Origin of the sequence: Pseudomonas sp. IT-P294 (assembly GCF_949767865.1) — a bacterium.
In the GTDB taxonomy this organism is placed as follows: domain Bacteria; phylum Pseudomonadota; class Gammaproteobacteria; order Pseudomonadales; family Pseudomonadaceae; genus Aquipseudomonas.
The window spans coordinates 22,665-40,253 of record NZ_CATKQW010000001.1 but is presented as its reverse complement, the minus strand read 5'-3'; the positions used below and the strand labels follow the sequence as shown (position 1 = coordinate 40,253).

Below are 17,589 nucleotides of genomic sequence, written 5' to 3'. Positions count from 1 at the left end.
CTTTTTAGCGTCGCGCCAGCATGCCCGGCGTGCCTTGAAAGGTGTCTGCGATCGACCGATACACCCAAGCCGCAGGCACCTTATTGAATGTTCCCGTCTTTTAGAGGAGCGCGACTCATGACCGTGATCAAGCAAGACGACCTGATACAGAGCGTTGCCGACGCCCTGCAGTTCATTTCCTATTACCACCCGGTTGACTTCATCCAGGCGATGCACGAGGCCTACCTGCGCGAAGAATCGCCGGCAGCCCGCGACTCCATCGCGCAAATCCTGATCAACTCGCGGATGTGCGCCACCGGCCACCGCCCGATCTGCCAGGACACCGGCATCGTCACCGTCTTCGTTCGCGTAGGCATGGACGTGCGCTGGGATGGCGCCACCATGAGCCTGGACGACATGATCAACCAAGGCGTGCGCCAGGCTTACAACCTGCCGGAAAACGTCCTGCGTGCCTCGATCCTCGCCGACCCGGCGGGCGCTCGTAAAAACACCAAGGACAACACTCCGGCCGTCATCCACTACTCCATCGTTCCGGGTAACACCGTGGAAGTGGACGTGGCAGCCAAGGGCGGCGGTTCCGAGAACAAGTCGAAGATGGCCATGCTCAACCCGTCCGACTCGATCGTCGACTGGGTGTTGAAAACCGTTCCGACCATGGGCGCCGGCTGGTGCCCACCGGGCATGCTCGGCATCGGCATCGGCGGCACCGCCGAGAAAGCCGCCGTGATGGCCAAGGAAGTGTTGATGGAATCCATCGACATTCACGAACTCAAGGCACGCGGCCCACAGAACCGTATCGAAGAGATGCGCCTGGAGCTGTTCGAGAAGGTCAACCAACTGGGCATCGGCGCCCAGGGCCTGGGTGGCCTGACCACCGTGCTCGACGTGAAGATCATGGATTACCCGACCCACGCCGCCTCGTTGCCGGTGTGCATGATCCCCAACTGCGCCGCCACCCGTCACGCGCACTTCGTGCTCGACGGTTCCGGCCCGGCATCCTTGGAAGCACCACCGCTGGACGCCTACCCGGAAATCGTCTGGGAAGCCGGCCCATCGGCCCGTCGTGTCAACCTCGACACCCTGACGCCAGAAGAAGTGCAGAGCTGGAAGCCGGGCGAAACCGTCCTGCTCAACGGCAAGATGCTCACCGGTCGCGACGCCGCGCACAAGCGCATGGTCGAGATGCTGAACAAGGGCGAAACCCTGCCGGTGGACCTCAAAGGTCGCTTCATCTACTACGTCGGCCCGGTTGATCCGGTGCGCGAAGAAGTGGTGGGCCCTGCCGGTCCGACCACCGCAACGCGGATGGACAAGTTCACCCGTCAGATCCTCGAGCAAACCGGCCTGCTGGGCATGATCGGCAAATCCGAGCGCGGCCCGACCGCAATCGAAGCGATCAAGGACCACAAAGCCGTTTACCTGATGGCAGTCGGCGGCGCGGCTTACCTGGTGGCGCAAGCCATCAAGAAATCCCGCGTGGTGGCATTCGCCGAACTGGGCATGGAAGCGATCTACGAGTTCGACGTCAAAGACATGCCGGTGACCGTTGCGGTTGATAGCAAGGGCGAGTCGGTACACATCACCGGTCCAGCCATCTGGCAGAAAAAGATCAGTGAAAGCCTGGCAGTCGAAGTGCAGTAAGCGCTTAGATTGACCCCAACGGCCGGTTCGTCAGATGACGATCCGGTCGTTTTTTTTGTTAACGCATAACCTTTATCGGCATTAAAAGCCTTCTTCTTACAGCGATTCGATCTAGAAAATCCTTTCCGACCTGTCAGATCTGACAGGTTACGAATGCCGCCCATCTTGTTAGCGTCTGACCTATCCCGCGACACCGTTGCCACGCAACAGCGTCAGGCCAAAACAGGATCAGCCCCATGCAAGAACAAGCGTCCCTGAGCATCACTGAACCTACCATCGCCAAGAGCGCTTCAATCGCCACCATCGCCAGTAGCTGGGGTACGACGGGGTCGACGGGAGCCACTTCCTTTGCATTGCCTCTGCCCTTGTCACAGGGCCGTGGCTGGGATCCTCAGCTCACACTGAGTTACAGCAGCCAGTCGGGAAACGGTCCGTTCGGTATCGGTTGGCGCTTGAACCTTCAGGCCTTTACCCGCCAGACGGACAAGGGCGTGCCACGTTATCGCGACGACAAGGATGTGTTCATCAACCACTTGGGGCAGGAGGTGATGCCCGATCGTGACGACGAGGGCAAGATCGAGTTCACAGAGGTGTCCGAATACCGTGGTCAACTCGTTGGCAAACATACAGTGGTGCGTTATAGGCCTCGGGTCGAACAGACATTCGAGCTCATCGAATTCTGGCGCTCCGACTTAACACCCGAGGGCTTCTGGCTGGTGCACGGCGCCGACGGCAGCCTGCACCTTTTCGGCAAAGACGACAGCTCCCGCGTGGTCGACCCGCAAGCCCCACTCCATGTGGCGACATGGCTGTTGCAGGAAAGCATGAACGCCCTTGGCGAGCATATTTGCTACCAGTACCTGTCAGAGAAACAGGACGAGCTTCCTGACCCGCATGACTACCGGGCCCAGCGATATTTGCATCGGGTGCTGTATGGCAATGTTCAGGCAAGCGACCAGTTGTACGGCTGGGATGTCTCGACGTCAGCACCACCTTCATGGCTTTTTCACGTGGTATTCGATTACGGCGAACGTACGCTGGGCCTGACTGAAAAACCGGTTTATGACGGCGCGACACTCGAGCCTTGGTTAGTCCGTAACGACCCGTTTTCGTCCTATGGGCGAGGCTTTGAAGTGGGCACCCGGCGCCTCTGCCAGCAGGTGCTGATGTTCCACAGTTTTACGCAACTGGGTGATAAACCTGTGCTGGTGCGCCGCTTGCTGCTGGAGTACTCGGACTACACCAACCTCTGGCCCTACAGTCAGATCACAGCGGCGCATTATCAGGCGTACGACGCCAGCGGACTGATGGAGTCCTCGCCGCCGGTGGAATTCGAATACTCATCCTTCGAACTCAACAAGCAGCCAAGCGCATTTTTCCCGTTCGAGGTCATGCCGGCAATCGAGGATGGACAGACATATCAATGTGTTGATCTGTTCGGCGAAAGCATTCCCGGCTTTCTGTGTTGCTATGACCAATGCTGGTATTACCGCGAACCGCTGCGTGGCGCGGACAATGTCGATCACATCACGTATGGCCCCTGGACAGCCCTGAAAAAGATCCCGGTCGCCAACCGCAATAAGGAGGCGCATCAGGCCCTGATGGACCTGACCGGCGAAGGCCGTCTGAACTGGATTATTGCCGAGCCGGGAATGTGTGGTTTTTATACGCTGAACCCGGATAAAACCTGGTCCGGCTTCATTCCGTTCACGGCGTTCCCGGTGGAGTTTTTCAACGTTTTTTCGCAACTGGGCGACTTTACCGGAGACGGGCTCAACTCCCTGGCCCTGATCGGGCCCAACGCTGTACGCCTTTACGCCAACCGGCGCGAAGACGGTTTTGCCAAAGGCGAAGACGTCGCTCATGAGCCGGCCGATGACCGTCTGCCGTTGATCAGCAACTCACCCACTGAGCTGGTGTTTCTGGGCAACCTGCTCGGTAGCGACATGACCGGGTTGTGCCGCATTCGTCACAACGAAATCAAATGCTGGCCAAACCTCGGGCATGGGAAATTTGGCACCGGCATTGTTATCGAAGGTCCCGTTTTCGAGTACGAAACATTCGACGCGAACCGGGTGCGCATCGCGGACCTGAACGGGTCCGGCGCTCCGGCGCTGATCTATCTCAAATCGGATCACTTTGAGATTTACCTCAACCGCAGCGGCAACGGTTTCGAAAAGACACCCATCGAGGTCTCGTGGCCCGAAGACGTGCGTTACGACAACCTGTGCCAAGTCACCTTCGCCGACCTGCAAGGGCTCGGTTGCGCCAGCCTGATCCTGACCGTGACGCACATTAAGCCCCAACACTGGCGTTATGACTTTGTCAGCGCCAAGCCCTATTTGCTGGCATCGAGCAATAACAACATGGGGTGTTTCACCGAGGCGGTGTATAGAAGTTCTGCGCAATTCTGGCTGGATGAAAAACAGCGCATCCTCAAACTCAAGCGACTTCCCGTGTGTTACCTGCCGTTTGCCGTGCAAGTCGTCAATCAACAGACCCAGCTCGACGAAATCACCGGCAATTGCCTGAATCAGTTTTTCAGTTATTTCGAGGGCTACTACGACAGTACGGATCGCGAATTCCGGGGCTTCGGCCGCGTGCGCCAAACCGACAGTGAAAGTGCGTCAGATGACGACGACACCGGTTTCACCGAATCGGCGCTGCTTGACATCTGGTATCACACAGGCAGAACGATTGATGCATCTCGCGATGGATATTTCAATCTTGACGATAAGGCACACCGCCTGGATGACACGCTGTTTTGTCGGTATCACCCGGTCGACGATTGCGAAGAGATCATTACGCCGGCCGACGAGGGCATTGCCCGCGAAATCGCCCGCGCCCTCGCAGGTTCCGTATTGAGAGTCGAAACCAGAGCGGAGAAAGACGCAGACACCGACACTCCCATTCTGGTGGAGCAAAATCGTTACATCGTGCGCGAAGTGCGTGAGCGCGGCCACCACCCCGACTCGGTGTTGATGGCATCACTGCTGGAGAACATCAGCTACCGTTACGAACGTATCGTCGAAGACCCATTGTGCCGCCACGTCATCAATTTGAAGCGAGACGGATTCGGCCTGCCCACCCACAGCTTCACGGTCAGTTACGCCCGACGCAAGACCGAAAAGGATGATCCACCTTCCACAGACCCCGACGAAATGAAATGGTGGCTCGATGCACATGACCGAGCACAACAGTCTTATTACCTGAGCGAAACCCGCGCCCAATTCATTCACTTGGTCGACCTGCAGGGCTGGCGGATTGGTCTGCCGTTTCTGCAACGCGGCAACGCATTGGTTTTGCCAAAAGGAACAGCACCATCGGGTCTCAACCCCGAAAAAATTTCTTATAAGGACTTCCTGGATTCATTCGAGTCCCTCGAATGGGCCGCTGTGCGGGAACTGACCGCGCAATCGGTGCAACTCTACGTCGACACGAACAATGACGAGTTGCCGAAGGACAAAGCCTGTTTACAGGCTTTGCGAGGGACGATGGAAATCGCTTATCTGGACAAGAACGCGCTGGAGGTCTACGGCAACGTAACGCCCCCGATCGATATCCGGGCAGAACTTGCGAACATTGGATATCTGCCCATGGAGCTGCTTCTGGGCACGGACGACACGGCCGACAAAGTGGAGGACGAACAGAGAAATCTTTGGTCTGCCCTACACAACTTTGCTACGTATGCTGGCCTCGATAAATTCTACCGAGTGTTCAAATACAACGAAACGCAAAGCCACGGTATAACCAAGGCGCAATATGACGAGTACTGTCTGGTGATCAAAAGCGTCGAGCAGCCGGATGGCTGCACCACTCACTTCGAGCAGGATTACTTCTCAGGGCTAACGAAGAGCATCACCGACGCCAACGATAATACTGAGGAAGCTTATAACGGTCCTTCCGGTGTGCACACCCACACTTTTCACGGCACAGAAAACGCTATACCCGTCGGCTTTGACTTCATCAGAAACTATGTCCCCAGCGGAGACTTAAGCCCCGACACGGCAATCGAGCACCCTGAAGATGAGCTGCAAAAAGCGGCCAGCACCTTGCGCACGGATCTTCACTGTTGGATGGGCATATTGCCCGTATCGGCCAGACAAAAAACCGAATGGCTGAACGAGTGGATCAACAACGGTTACGTGTTACCCAGCGGCCACATTCGCGCCAGTGCCCGCAGGCGCCTGGCCAGGATCCGAACGCGCACGCCGGAGGAACAAGCGTTAAATGATTTGTTGCATACCGTCGATCGCATGCCGGTGCACAGCGTCCGCCTGAGTGCTGATCGGTACCCGGGTGATGATGTTCCAGCGAATATCCACATCACCCTGTCATTGGTCGACGGTTTTGAACGACCCTTGCAAACTCAGCAACGCGTCGAGCCCGGTGAGGCTTATGTCGTGGAAAACGGCAAACTGGTCATCGAGGACGGCAAGCCAAAGATTGCACACGCCGATCAACGCTGGCGCATCAGCGAACGCGTGGAATACAACAACAAGGGATTACCCGTACGAACCTATCGCCCCTATTTCGCCAACGCTTACGGCTACATCAATGACGATTGCTTCAAGGTATTCGGCCATCACGATAAAAGCTTCTACGACGTAATGGGTCGCCTCATCAAGATCATCAACGCCAAGGGGGATACTGCGCTCGTCGTCAATCATCCCTGGTACATCACCAACCTGGACTTCAATGACACTTACGTTGGGCCGGACGCGAAAGGACTCAAGACGGGGAATCGATGATGTCCACTGTCGACTGGCAAACACCGTCAGTGAAATCCTTTGACTCGCGGGGCCTGGCAGTCCGCAAGATTGCCTATTGGCGCACGGTGGCGGGCGGTCCCGTGGAAACGCTCATTACCCGGCAACACTTTGATGTTATCGGCAGGCGGGTGGAGCAACGGGACGCGCGACTGGTTGATGCCCCCAAACCCAATATGACGGCAATTTACGGACTGGCCGGGCAAGCGGTGAGAGTCGGCAGCGTTGATAGCGGCGAACGCACAATCCTGGCCGGGCTGGCGGGTGAAACCCTTCGGCGCTGGGACGGACGGGGCAACCGTTGGCACAGCACCTACGACAATCAGTTGCGTATGCTCACGCTTGAAGAGAACGATCAGGGCATCGTCCAGAGCAATACCTACGCCGACTCATCGGCCGATGCTGCCTACAACCTGTGCGGCCGACCGATCAGGCAAGTCGATGCCGCATGTGTATCCGAGTACAGCAGCTTCAGCCTGCACGGCCATCCTCTGCGCGACAGCCAAATGATCACCGAGGGGGGCACCTTCACCAGCAGCCGAACCTTCGGCCCGCTCGGTGTGGTCGTGGCCCAGACCGATGCCGGTGCACATCAGCAACAAATGCGGTACGACAGGGCCGGGCAATTACATCAGGTTCATCTGCGGCTTGATCCCACGGCCCCTTGGCAAACCGTGCTTGAAAACGCCCGGTACAATGCCGCCGGCCAGATCGTTGAGCAAATTGCCGGAAACCACGTGGTCAGCACCTGGAGGTACGACGAGGCCAATGGTCAGCTGGACAGCATGAGCGCCGGTGTTCCCGGGCAAGCACTGCTGCAGCACTTCCAATACCTTTACGACCCGGTCGGTAACCCTCTGCGCATCGACGACCTCACCTTTAAACCAGTGCACTTCGCCAACCAACTCATCGATGGTCACCGCGAATTCACCTACGACTCGCTGTACCAAGTGACCAGCGCCACCGGCCATGACGCCGCCCCGAGTGCCGAGCTGCCGGGCCGACCTTCCCCGAGCGATCCCAACAACCACCTCAATTACAAGCAGACTTACACCTACGACCTTGGCGGCCACCTGATCAAGTTGAACCATGATCGCGCGGTGGGCGGCTACACCCACCATATGCGCATCGACTCGACCAGCAACCGTGGTGTGCGCTGGAAAGCGGGTGATCCCGAACCGGATTTCGACACCTTGTTTGACCGCCATGGCAATCTCCAGCAATTGCACCTGGGGCGGCCGCTGCACTGGAACACCCGCGATCAGTTGGCTTCGGTGACGCTGGTCGAACGCGACGACGGTCGTAACGACGAAGAATGCTATCTCTACAGCCAGGGCGTTCGGGTTTACAAGCGACATGAAACCCATACGGCGACCACCACGCATTTTCACCAGGTGATCTACCTGCGGGGACTGGAAATCCGCACCCGTGACAACGGCGAGGAACTGCACGTCATCACCGTGCCGGGTGGTCGTGGCAACGTACGTTGCCTGCATTGGATCAACAAAAAACCTGAAGGGATCGATAAGAATCAGCTGCGATATAGCCTCCATGACCACTTGGGTTCCAGCCTGATGGAACTTGATCAACACGCAAGACTGATCAGCCACGAAGGCTATTACCCGTTTGGCGGCACGGCTTGGTTGATAGCGATTTCCTTGCTGGAGGTCGCCTACAAAACCATCCGTTTTTCCGGCAAGGAAATGGATGCCTGTGGCCTTTATTACTATGGGCTGCGCTATTACGCGCCATGGTTATGGCGGTGGATCAATCCCGATCCGTTGGGAACCGTGGACGGTTTGAATCCATATCAAATGGTAGGAAACAACCCGATAAACTTTGTTGATGACCAAGGGGGGATGAAGAGCCCGGCTTCGCAAAATCTTCAACAAACCACCATTTCGATGGGCCCCTCGTCTTTGTCCAGTACCAGCTCAATCGCAGGCAGTACGATGAGCCTCTCTGACAGCCCTGCGCTGGTAGACAATCCCCGGGAGAATCCTCCCGGCACGCTACCGCCTGAACCTGAGCCTGAAGGTTCATGGTTGAAGCGAGCCACTTTGTGGACGGTTAACTCGCGAGCCGGATTAGCCTTGCTTCCGACCGGAACTTCAAGTCCTGCTAACGCAGCAGTCGTTTCGACCATTCTCACGGCGGCCGTACAGTTGACCGTACAAGCAACTCTGTTTAACCCCGGTTGGTCACCTGCTGGCACGTGGGATCCAGAGGGAGATGGCTCGATGCCTCCAAAAGACGTGACCCAAGAGGTCAACCGGCACTTTAATATGATCAACACCGGCGTGACCCTGGCCGGTGCAGTGGTTGGTGTTGCGCTGGGGCCGATAGTCGGCGGTTATGTTGACGAGTTCAGAGGCACCAAAGAAAAAGCTGAGAAAAAAGCCAAGGCCGGTGAAATGAGCACCACCATCAACAGACTGATTGCCGAACAAAGTTTGCTGGACGAGGTCACCGTGAAAGCGCAGACCGCGCTCCGTGATCAGGTACTGGAGGTCGAAAGCTTGACTGGCATTACGTGGAATACCATGGGGATGCTTGAGAAAATCACTCGATTGAGGCCGGGTCTCGACAGTGTGAGCGGCGCCTCCTCGCGTCGAAACTCTGATGCCTCTCAAGGCTCCGGCAGCGTGCGCAACAGGTCATCCCTGAATCGGATACCGTTGCGCTCCAGCACAGCGTCCAGGCGGAGTGTTTATGTTTAACAAATAGGGCATTCGGGACCCACAACTTCTGGCTCCCTTTTCTCTTGCGGCGGGCACACCATGCTATGGTGCCCGCCCGACTTTCTACCTGTTTGCGCCAGCATGCTGCCGATTTCCCGTACCTTGCGTTTTTCGTTGTATACCTTGCTTATCATCGCCGGTGCCACGCTGGCGGCAGGCTTGGCCGTGCGTCATGCCGAACGCCAGGCGCTAGTCGAGGACGCCGCCCGCGCCAACCAGCAATTGGCGTTGTACGCCAATTCCTTGCACACATTGATCGATCGTTACCGCGCCCTGCCCGCCGTGCTGGCACTGGACCCAGAGTTGCGCGGCGCCCTCAATGGCCCGGTATCGGCTGAGCAACAGGCCGCATTGAATCTCAAACTGGAAAAAATCAACGGCGCTGCGCAGTCCTCGACCCTGGAACTGCTCGACCGTAATGGCCTCGCCGTGGCCGCCAGCAATTGGCGTTTGCCCAGCAGTTACGTCGGCCACAACTATGGTTTTCGCCCTTATTTCAGCCAGACCCGCACCCAGGGCACCGGGCGTTTTTATGCGGTAGGCGTGACCAGTGGGATTCCAGGGTATTTCCTGTCCAGCGCGGTGACCGGCGATAACGGCGAGTTTCTCGGCGCGATGGTGGTGAAGCTCGAGTTTCCGGAACTGGAGCGCGAGTGGCGTCAGGGCAGCGACACGCTGCTGGTCAGCGATGCACGCGGCATCATTTTCATCGCCAATCAGCCGGGCTGGCGCTATCGCTTGCTGAAACCGCTGAGCGACAGCGATCACGCTGAACTGAAGGTCACCCGCCAATACGACAAACAACCGCTGACACCGCTGGACCATCAAGCGCTGCAGCACTTTGACGACAATAGCAATCTGATGCGCGTTGTCGGGCCTGACGGTACGGCGGATTACCTCTGGGAGTCGCTGCCGCTGGCCACTGAAGGCTGGACCTTGCACCTGTTGCGTCGCCCGCAAGTCGCGTTCGAAGACAGCCGCAACGCCGCGCTCGCCGCCGCCGGGTTGTGGCTGGCGCTGGTGTTTTTGTTGCTGTTCCTCAATCAGCGCTGGCGCCTGGCAAAAATGCGCCAGCGTAGCCGCGAAGAACTCGAACTTTTGGTCGAAGAACGCACCCGAGACCTGCGCACCGCTCAGGACGGTCTGGTGCAATCGGCCAAACTCGCGGCCCTCGGCCAGATGTCAGCCGCCCTCGCCCACGAAATCAATCAGCCGCTGACCGCCCAGCGCATGCAGTTGGCGACCTTGCGCCTGCTGCTCGATCACGGTCGGGTCGACGATGCTTACAAGGCCTTGAAACCGGTGGATGACATGCTGACGCGCATGGCCGCCCTCACCGGCCACCTGAAAACCTTCGCCCGCAAAAGCCCCAGCGGCCTGCGCGAGCGACTTGATTTGGCGGCGGTGGTGGACCAATCGCTGCAATTGCTCGATGCGCGCCTGCGGGACGAGCAGGTCAGCACCGTGCTGCACCTGACACGCCCGGCGTGGGTGCGCGGTGATGCGATTCGGCTGGAGCAGGTGCTGATCAACCTGCTGCGCAATGCCCTGGACGCCATGCGGGACAAACCCTGCAAGCGCCTGGAAATCCGCATCGAGGCCGACGAACAACTCTGGCGTCTGAGTGTCAGCGACAACGGTGGCGGTATCGCCGAAGAACACCTGGCGAATGTGTTCGATCCGTTCTTCACCACCAAACCGGTGGGCGATGGCCTGGGCCTTGGCTTGGCGGTATCGTTTGCCATCGTTCACGAATCGGGCGGACGCCTGAGTGCCGACAATCATGCAAACGGCGCGATGTTCACCCTGACCTTGCCCATCGACCTGGAGGTTCACAGCCCATGCTGAACTCAGTGATGGTGGTCGACGACGAGAGCAGTATTCGCAGCGCCGTCGAACAATGGCTGAGCCTGTCGGGCTTCGAAGTGCAGTTGTTCAGCCGCGCCGATGAGTGCCTGGCGAATTTACCCGGTCACTTCCCCGGCGTGATCCTCAGCGACGTGCGCATGCCCGGCATGACAGGCCTTGAGTTGCTGGCCGAAGTTCAGCGCCGCGATGCCGACTTGCCGGTGATTCTGCTGACCGGTCACGGCGACGTGCCGATGGCGGTCGAAGCGATGCGCGATGGCGCGTATGACTTCCTCGAAAAACCCTTCAGCCCGGAAACCTTGCTCAGCAGTTTGCGCAGGGCGCTGGATAAGCGCCGGCTGGTGCTGGAAAACCGCGCCTTGCATGAGCTGGCGGACAACCGCGCCAAGCTCGACGCGACGCTGCTGGGCGTGTCCCGTGGTTTGCAGACATTGCGTCGGCAGGTGCTGGATCTGGCGGCGCTGCCGGTCAATGTGGTGATCCGTGGTGAAACCGGCAGCGGCAAAGAGCTGGTCGCCCGCTGCCTGCACGACTTCGGGCCACGGGCGGACAAGCCGTTTGTGGCGCTCAATTGCGCGGCGATTCCCGAGCAGTTGTTCGAGGCTGAATTGTTTGGCCATGAAAGCGGCGCGTTCACCGGCGCTTCGGGCAAACGCATCGGCAAGCTTGAATACGCCGATGGCGGCACGCTGTTTCTCGATGAAATCGAAAGCATGCCGCTGGCCCAACAGGTGAAACTGCTGCGGGTGTTGCAAGAGCAGAAGCTTGAGCGACTGGGCTCTAATCAGAGTATTCGCGTGGATTTGCGGATCATTGCGGCCACCAAACCTGATCTGCTGGATGAAGCGCGGGCCGGGCGTTTTCGTGAGGATCTGGCCTATCGACTGAATGTCGCCGAATTACGGCTGCCGCCGTTGCGCGAGCGGCGCGAAGATATTCCGTTGCTGTTCGAAACGTTTGCGCAGAATGCCGCCGAGCGTCTGGGACGGACTTTTCCACCGTTGAGCGGGCCGCAGCTGAGCCATCTGTTGAGTCATGACTGGCCGGGCAATGTGCGCGAACTGGCGAACGTTGCCGAGCGGCAGGTGCTGGGGCTGGATGAGCCGGAACCGATGGGAATCGATCCCGGGCAGTCACTCGCGGCGCAGGCGGAAGCGTTCGAAGCGCACTGCCTGCGCGCGGCGTTGACCCGGCACAAGGGCGATGTGAAAGCCGTGCTTGAAGAACTGCAACTGCCGCGCCGAACCTTCAATGAAAAGATGCAGCGGCATGGGCTGACCCGCGAGATGTTCCTGCAAGACAGCTGAGTTTTGCAGTGCTTCTTCCGGCCTCATCGCGAGCAGGCTCACTCCCACAATGGTCCGGCGTACACCGATCTACTGTGGGAGTGAGCCTGCTCGCGATGAGGCCAGGCCAGACAAAGCAATCCTCCCGTCAAGTAAGCGATTTTCCGCTCACGCGCCCTCACCAATAAGCGGATTTCCGCTCACTCAAACTTCAAAACCCCTCTAAACCGGCCCTCCCCGATCTGGCACACCTTCTGCTATAGCCCCTACAGGCTGCGTTTCAACGCGCTCCACAAAAACAATTAAACGAAGGATCCTTCAATGGATAACTCCAACGCCCTGCCCCTTGGGTCGGCTGCCGCGCCCGCCAAATCAAGAACCACTGCCAGCCGCATCAAGTCGATCTTCAGCGGCTCTGTCGGCAACATGGTCGAGTGGTACGACTGGTACGTCTACGCCGCCTTCTCCCTCTATTTCGCCAAGGCCTTTTTCCCCAAAGGCGACACCACCGCGCAACTGTTGAACACCGCAGCGATCTTCGCCGTGGGCTTCCTGATGCGCCCGATCGGCGGCTGGCTGATGGGCCTCTACGCCGACAAGGCGGGTCGTAAAGCCGCGCTCATGGCGTCGGTCTACCTGATGTGCTTCGGCTCGTTGCTGATCGCCCTGAGCCCGGGCTATGAAACCATCGGCATCGGCGCGCCGATCCTGCTGGTGTTCGCGCGTCTGCTGCAAGGTTTGTCGGTCGGTGGCGAATACGGCACCTCGGCAACTTACCTCAGCGAGATGGCGACCAAGGAACGTCGCGGCTTCTATTCCAGCTTCCAGTACGTGACCCTGATCTCCGGCCAGCTCATCGCGTTGGCGGTGCTGATCGTGTTGCAACAGGTGCTGACCACTGAAGAGTTGTACGCCTGGGGCTGGCGCATCCCGTTCGCCATCGGCGCACTGTGTGCCGTGGTCGCGCTGTACTTGCGTCGTGGCATGGAAGAAACCGAGTCGTTCACCAAGAAGGAAAAGTCCAAGGAAAGCGCCATGCGCACCTTGATGCGCCATCCCAAGGAACTGATGACCGTGGTCGGCCTGACCATGGGCGGCACCCTGGCGTTCTACACCTACACCACCTACATGCAGAAATACCTGGTGAACACCGTCGGCATGAGCATTTCCGACTCCACCACCATTTCGGCGGCGACGCTGTTCCTGTTCATGTGCCTGCAACCGATCGTTGGCGCGTTGTCGGATAAAGTCGGTCGACGTCCGATCCTGATTGCCTTCGGCATTCTGGGGACACTGTTCACCGTACCGATCCTGACCACCCTGCACACCGTTCAATCCTGGTGGGGCGCGTTCTTCCTGATCATGGCGGCGCTGATCATTGTCAGCGGTTACACCTCGATCAACGCCGTGGTCAAAGCTGAACTGTTCCCGACCGAGATCCGTGCACTGGGCGTTGGTTTGCCGTATGCGCTGACGGTTTCGATCTTCGGCGGTACCGCTGAATACATCGCGCTGTGGTTCAAGAGCATCGGCATGGAAACCGGTTACTACTGGTATGTCACGGCATGCATCGCGGTGTCGTTGCTGGTGTACGTGACCATGAAAGACACCCGCAAGCATTCGCGGATCGAGACAGACTGACCGTTAAATTGATGGTGGCGGTTATGGCCCCATCGCGAGCAAGCTCGCTCCCACATTGGATCTGTGTACACCGAACCCTTGTGGGGGCGGGCTTGCCCGCGATGGCCTTACCTCGGTATCAAGTCAACTCGGCAACCGCAGGCTTCGCGTACTTGTTCTGTGCGTAAGAAGCCCCGGCAATCATCACCACCAGAATCCCCGCCAACACCAGCGACGACCCGACGGTGCCGAAATCCAGACCACCCTTTGCATGAGGCTTGGTCAGGAAATCACCCAGCGTTGCGCCGAACGGCCGCGTCAGTACGAACGCTACCCAGAACAACACGACCGACGAAATCTTCGTGAAGTATTTGAGCAGCACCACCACCGCAATGGTCGAGCCAATAAACAGCGCGCCACCGGCAAAGCCCAAGCCAGAGTCGTCCGCCAGGTAATCGCCCAGCGCCGTGCCCAAGGTGTTGGAAAACAGAATCGCCATCCAGTAGAACATCTCGCCGCGAAAGGTCTGGACCTTGGTGACGTTCAGCGAATCACCGCTCATGCGCCAGGCGGCAAATATCCCCAGCAGAATCGCGATCAGGATCATCGAGCCCGTGGCGTAGCCGAGTTCAAGCGTGCGGTCCATGAAATCCGACATGGTGGTGCCCGCCGTGCTGGTCGACAGGATCACGATCCAGTACAGCATCGGCTTGTAGGTTTTCGACAGCAGCTGTGCAACCAGGGTCAGGACGAACACGCTGATCAAAATCAGCGAGCTGATGGCGTAACCGACGTTGAGGGTCATCGACAGCAAATCTCCGGCGGTTTCCCCCAGGGTCGTCGCGCAGATTTTCATCACCCAGAACGCCAGGGTGATTTGTGGAAGCTTATTCATTGCGGGTAGAACTCCATCGGTCATGTCGACCGTTTTTCACAGGTAATAGTCGTGGCGCAGACTGACGGCGGACCGGTGAAAAATAGGTAAGTGCTTTATGAAAAATCTGTCACGTACGCCAATGAGTGAGTTTCACGAGCAAGCTCGCTCCTCCTTGATCGAAGATCGACTGGAATTATCCCGCAGGCCCTTGCACCATGACCGCCTATCGAGAACCCAGGAATTTGTGCCATGGCTGACGACATCCACTTCTACGAACCCGCCAACGGCCACGGTCTGCCGCACGATCCGTTCAACGCCATCGTCGGCCCACGGCCCATCGGCTGGATTTCCTCCCAGGACGCCAACGGCCGCCTGAACCTGGCGCCTTACAGCTTCTTCAACGCCTTTAACTACATTCCGCCGATCATCGGGTTTTCCAGCATCGGCCGTAAAGACAGCCTGAACAACATCGAACAGACCGGTGAATTCGCCTGGAACCTGGCGACCCGGCCCCTGGCAGAGCAGATGAACCAGAGTTGCGCCATGGTCCCGCCCGAGGTCAACGAGTTCGAGCTGTCAGGGCTGACGCCGGTTGCTTCGAAAATCATTCAGGTGCCGCGCGTCGCCGAAAGCCCGGTGTCCTTCGAGTGCAAGGTCACGCAGATCATTCAGTTGCAGCGGGCGGACGGAAACGTGGTGCCAAGCTGGCTGATTCTCGGCGAAGTGGTCGCCGTGCATATCGCCAAATGGCTGTTGAAGGATGGGGTGTACGACACCGCCGCGGCAGAACCGATTCTGCGCGGCGGCGGGCCAGCGGATTATTTCCAGCTGGGGCCAGAAGCGCTGTTCAAGATGTATCGCCCGGGGGCGAAGAAATAACCTACCAGAGCAAATCGGTGTCTTCTTTGACGTCCTTGAGGTGGGTCAGCTCTTTGGCGGCAGCCAGGTCGGCCTCGTTTGCCGTTTTGAAGATTTGCCCCTCAAGCACTTTGTGAAAGCGTGGCGCACCCGAACCATCCAAGGCCTTGACGGCAATCGCGGCGTGATAACCACCCTCACCCGGTACTACAGCGGAAACAGCTTCGAAATGATCAAAGGCTTTGCGTGCCATGTCGCGAATCCTGGTTAATTGAGAGTTGCACCATTAAACCCTCAACCCGCCATTTTGTGTACCCATGACTCGGTCTGGCCCAGCGCCTGGGCGGCCGACACATCCTTGAAGGTATGAAAATCCAGGCTGTTGACGACCAGGTCCTGCACCAACCGGGCAAAAACCTCCATGGCAGGGGTGCCGAAGTACGCGGTCATGGCCTGCTGGTTCGTCCAGAAACCGGACACCAGCCACAACTCCGGATCGCATTGTGAATGCTGCAGGGCAAAGCTCAGGCAACCCGGTGCGCTGCGGGACGGCTCGATCAAGGCGCTCAGGCGCGCACCGAGTTCCGCCGAACGCCCGGCGCGGGCACGGACAAAAGCCATATGACTGACGGGGATCTGCGTAGACATGTTCAACCCTCCCAGGTAGTCCGGTTGCAGCCGTGGGACGGGCTGCGACAGGATCCAAGGTTAAACGCGCCGGTTAAAGCGCGGTTAGTCGATTCCTGCCGCCGTATTGCACAATCCTGCGCGGTGTCTCAGATAACCTGTAAAAACTTGTAACCACATTCACATCGATGGAATACGGCATTCAAGCAAGTTTCCCCGACATTACGCAGCCATAAAGGCACCGTTTATTCACTGCGTGCAGAATCAGGCAAGCTTGAGGCAGGATGTGTCTACCGCCGGTCCTTGCACAAACATAAGCTCAGCCCATTACCAATGCTCAGCCGAGGATGCCTTGCATGTCGTCGCTCGATCACTTTCAAGCCCCGCTGGATGCCGACATGGAGAAACAGCGCGCAGAACTGGCCGCGATCATCCGTCGCAACACGATGGAGGATGGCAATTATGCGACTGCCATCGGCTCACTGTTCATGTCCAAACACAGCAAGTCCCATGACTTTGCCCCGGTGCTGGCGCAACCGGCGTTGTGCATCATGGCGCAGGGCCGTAAAGAGGTCCGGCTGGCTGACGAATACTTCAATTACGATCCGCTGAATTACCTGGTGGTGTCCGTCTCGATGCCCTTGAGCGGACGAGTGGTGAATGTCACCTCTGAAGAGCCGATCCTCGCCGTGCGGCTGGACATCGACCCGGCAGAGATTACCGCGCTGATTGCCGACGCCGGCCCTCTCGGCGTCCCCACACGTCCCACGGGGCGCGGCTTGTATGTCGAACGGATCGACTCCGCGATGCTCGACGCCGTGCTGCGCCTGGCGCGTTTGCTCGATAGCCCGAAAGACATCGCCATGCTCGCGCCACTGATTCGAAGGGAGATTCTGTATCGGCTGTTGCGCAGTCAGCAGGGCCACCGGCTCTATGAGATTGCCATTGCCAATAGCCAGAGCCATCGCATCAGCCAGGCGATCAAGTGGCTCAATGGCAACTATGAGCAACCCTTGCGCATTGATGATCTGGCCAAGGAAGTGAACCTGAGCGTGTCGACGTTGCATCACCGGTTCAAGGCGATGACGGCGATGAGTCCGCTGCAATATCAGAAGCAGCTGCGGTTGCAGGAAGCGCGGCGGTTGATGCTGGCGGAGGGGTTGGAAGCTTCAGCGGCGGGGTATCGGGTGGGGTATGAAAGCCCTTCGCAGTTCAGTCGCGAGTACAGCCGGTTGTTCGGCGCGCCGCCGTTGCGGGATTTGGCGCGGTTGCGGTTATCGGTCTGATCGGATTTTTGCGGT

The 17,589-nt window shown here is 58.4% G+C and carries 11 protein-coding genes; 8 read left to right on the top strand and 3 right to left on the bottom strand.

Annotation, left to right across the window (positions count from 1 at the left end; translation table 11 throughout):
* Positions 1 to 117: 117 nt before the first annotated feature.
* The 6 genes from ACM6I0_RS00170 (at position 118) to ACM6I0_RS00145 (ending at position 13,947) form a co-directional block, all read left to right on the top strand.
* A complete protein-coding gene (locus ACM6I0_RS00170; RefSeq protein WP_285429586.1) occupies positions 118 to 1,641 on the top strand; it encodes a fumarate hydratase in 1,524 nt (507 codons plus the stop codon).
* A 236-nt stretch (positions 1,642 to 1,877) separates the two neighbouring features.
* Positions 1,878 to 6,392: a SpvB/TcaC N-terminal domain-containing protein gene (locus tag ACM6I0_RS00165; RefSeq protein ID WP_414921215.1), complete on the top strand. Its 4,515-nt coding sequence runs from the start codon at positions 1,878 to 1,880 to the stop codon at positions 6,390 to 6,392.
* Positions 6,392 to 9,130: an RHS repeat domain-containing protein gene (locus ACM6I0_RS00160; RefSeq protein WP_414921214.1), complete on the top strand. Its 2,739-nt coding sequence runs from the start codon at positions 6,392 to 6,394 to the stop codon at positions 9,128 to 9,130. The genes ACM6I0_RS00165 and ACM6I0_RS00160 overlap by 1 nt, the downstream gene beginning before the upstream one ends.
* A gap of 102 nt (positions 9,131 to 9,232) precedes the next feature.
* Positions 9,233 to 10,999 carry a sensor histidine kinase gene (locus ACM6I0_RS00155; RefSeq protein ID WP_285429582.1) on the top strand — a complete coding sequence of 589 codons (1,767 nt, stop codon included), beginning with the start codon at positions 9,233 to 9,235 and terminating at the stop codon, positions 10,997 to 10,999.
* Entirely contained in the window at positions 10,993 to 12,327 is a 1,335-nt protein-coding gene (locus ACM6I0_RS00150) for a sigma-54-dependent transcriptional regulator (RefSeq protein ID WP_285429581.1), read from the top strand. The genes ACM6I0_RS00155 and ACM6I0_RS00150 overlap by 7 nt, the downstream gene beginning before the upstream one ends.
* A 300-nt stretch (positions 12,328 to 12,627) precedes the next feature.
* Positions 12,628 to 13,947 (top strand): MFS transporter, encoded by a 1,320-nt coding sequence (locus ACM6I0_RS00145; protein WP_285429580.1) that lies wholly within the window; start codon positions 12,628 to 12,630, stop codon positions 13,945 to 13,947.
* A gap of 118 nt (positions 13,948 to 14,065) precedes the next feature.
* On the opposite strand, the gene ACM6I0_RS00140 is transcribed toward ACM6I0_RS00145, so the two are convergent.
* A complete protein-coding gene (locus tag ACM6I0_RS00140; protein WP_285429578.1) occupies positions 14,066 to 14,821 on the bottom strand; it encodes a hypothetical protein in 756 nt (251 codons plus the stop codon).
* Positions 14,822 to 15,052: 231 nt separating this feature from the next.
* Here ACM6I0_RS00140 and ACM6I0_RS00135 point away from each other — a divergent pair, with 231 nt between their 5' ends.
* Positions 15,053 to 15,682, top strand: coding sequence for a flavin reductase family protein (locus ACM6I0_RS00135; RefSeq protein WP_414921213.1), 630 nt, complete (start codon positions 15,053 to 15,055; stop codon positions 15,680 to 15,682).
* A 1-nt stretch (position 15,683) separates the two neighbouring features.
* On the opposite strand, the gene ACM6I0_RS00130 is transcribed toward ACM6I0_RS00135, so the two are convergent.
* A complete protein-coding gene (locus ACM6I0_RS00130; RefSeq protein WP_285429575.1) occupies positions 15,684 to 15,914 on the bottom strand; it encodes a hypothetical protein in 231 nt (76 codons plus the stop codon).
* A 41-nt stretch (positions 15,915 to 15,955) separates the two neighbouring features.
* Positions 15,956 to 16,309, bottom strand: a complete 354-nt coding sequence (locus tag ACM6I0_RS00125) for a putative quinol monooxygenase (protein WP_285429573.1) — start codon at positions 16,307 to 16,309, stop codon at positions 15,956 to 15,958.
* Positions 16,310 to 16,644: 335 nt separating this feature from the next.
* Here ACM6I0_RS00125 and ACM6I0_RS00120 point away from each other — a divergent pair, with 335 nt between their 5' ends.
* The gene (locus ACM6I0_RS00120; RefSeq protein ID WP_285429571.1) at positions 16,645 to 17,574 is read left to right on the top strand and encodes an AraC family transcriptional regulator; all 930 of its coding nucleotides are present in this window, start codon (positions 16,645 to 16,647) and stop codon (positions 17,572 to 17,574) included.
* Positions 17,575 to 17,589 lie beyond the last annotated feature (15 nt).

Bases quoted from the DNA above. Each gene is read 5' to 3' on its own strand.
- ACM6I0_RS00170 (WP_285429586.1), top strand. From the start codon at position 118: ATGACCGTGATCAAGCAAGACGACCTGATACAGAGCGTTGCCGACGCC.
- ACM6I0_RS00165 (WP_414921215.1), top strand. From the start codon at position 1,878: ATGCAAGAACAAGCGTCCCTGAGCATCACTGAACCTACCATCGCCAAG.
- ACM6I0_RS00160 (WP_414921214.1), top strand. From the start codon at position 6,392: ATGTCCACTGTCGACTGGCAAACACCGTCAGTGAAATCCTTTGACTCG.
- ACM6I0_RS00155 (WP_285429582.1), top strand. From the start codon at position 9,233: ATGCTGCCGATTTCCCGTACCTTGCGTTTTTCGTTGTATACCTTGCTT.
- ACM6I0_RS00150 (WP_285429581.1), top strand. From the start codon at position 10,993: ATGCTGAACTCAGTGATGGTGGTCGACGACGAGAGCAGTATTCGCAGC.
- ACM6I0_RS00145 (WP_285429580.1), top strand. From the start codon at position 12,628: ATGGATAACTCCAACGCCCTGCCCCTTGGGTCGGCTGCCGCGCCCGCC.
- ACM6I0_RS00140 (WP_285429578.1), bottom strand. From the start codon at position 14,821: ATGAATAAGCTTCCACAAATCACCCTGGCGTTCTGGGTGATGAAAATC.
- ACM6I0_RS00135 (WP_414921213.1), top strand. From the start codon at position 15,053: ATGGCTGACGACATCCACTTCTACGAACCCGCCAACGGCCACGGTCTG.
- ACM6I0_RS00130 (WP_285429575.1), bottom strand. From the start codon at position 15,914: ATGGCACGCAAAGCCTTTGATCATTTCGAAGCTGTTTCCGCTGTAGTA.
- ACM6I0_RS00125 (WP_285429573.1), bottom strand. From the start codon at position 16,309: ATGTCTACGCAGATCCCCGTCAGTCATATGGCTTTTGTCCGTGCCCGC.
- ACM6I0_RS00120 (WP_285429571.1), top strand. From the start codon at position 16,645: ATGTCGTCGCTCGATCACTTTCAAGCCCCGCTGGATGCCGACATGGAG.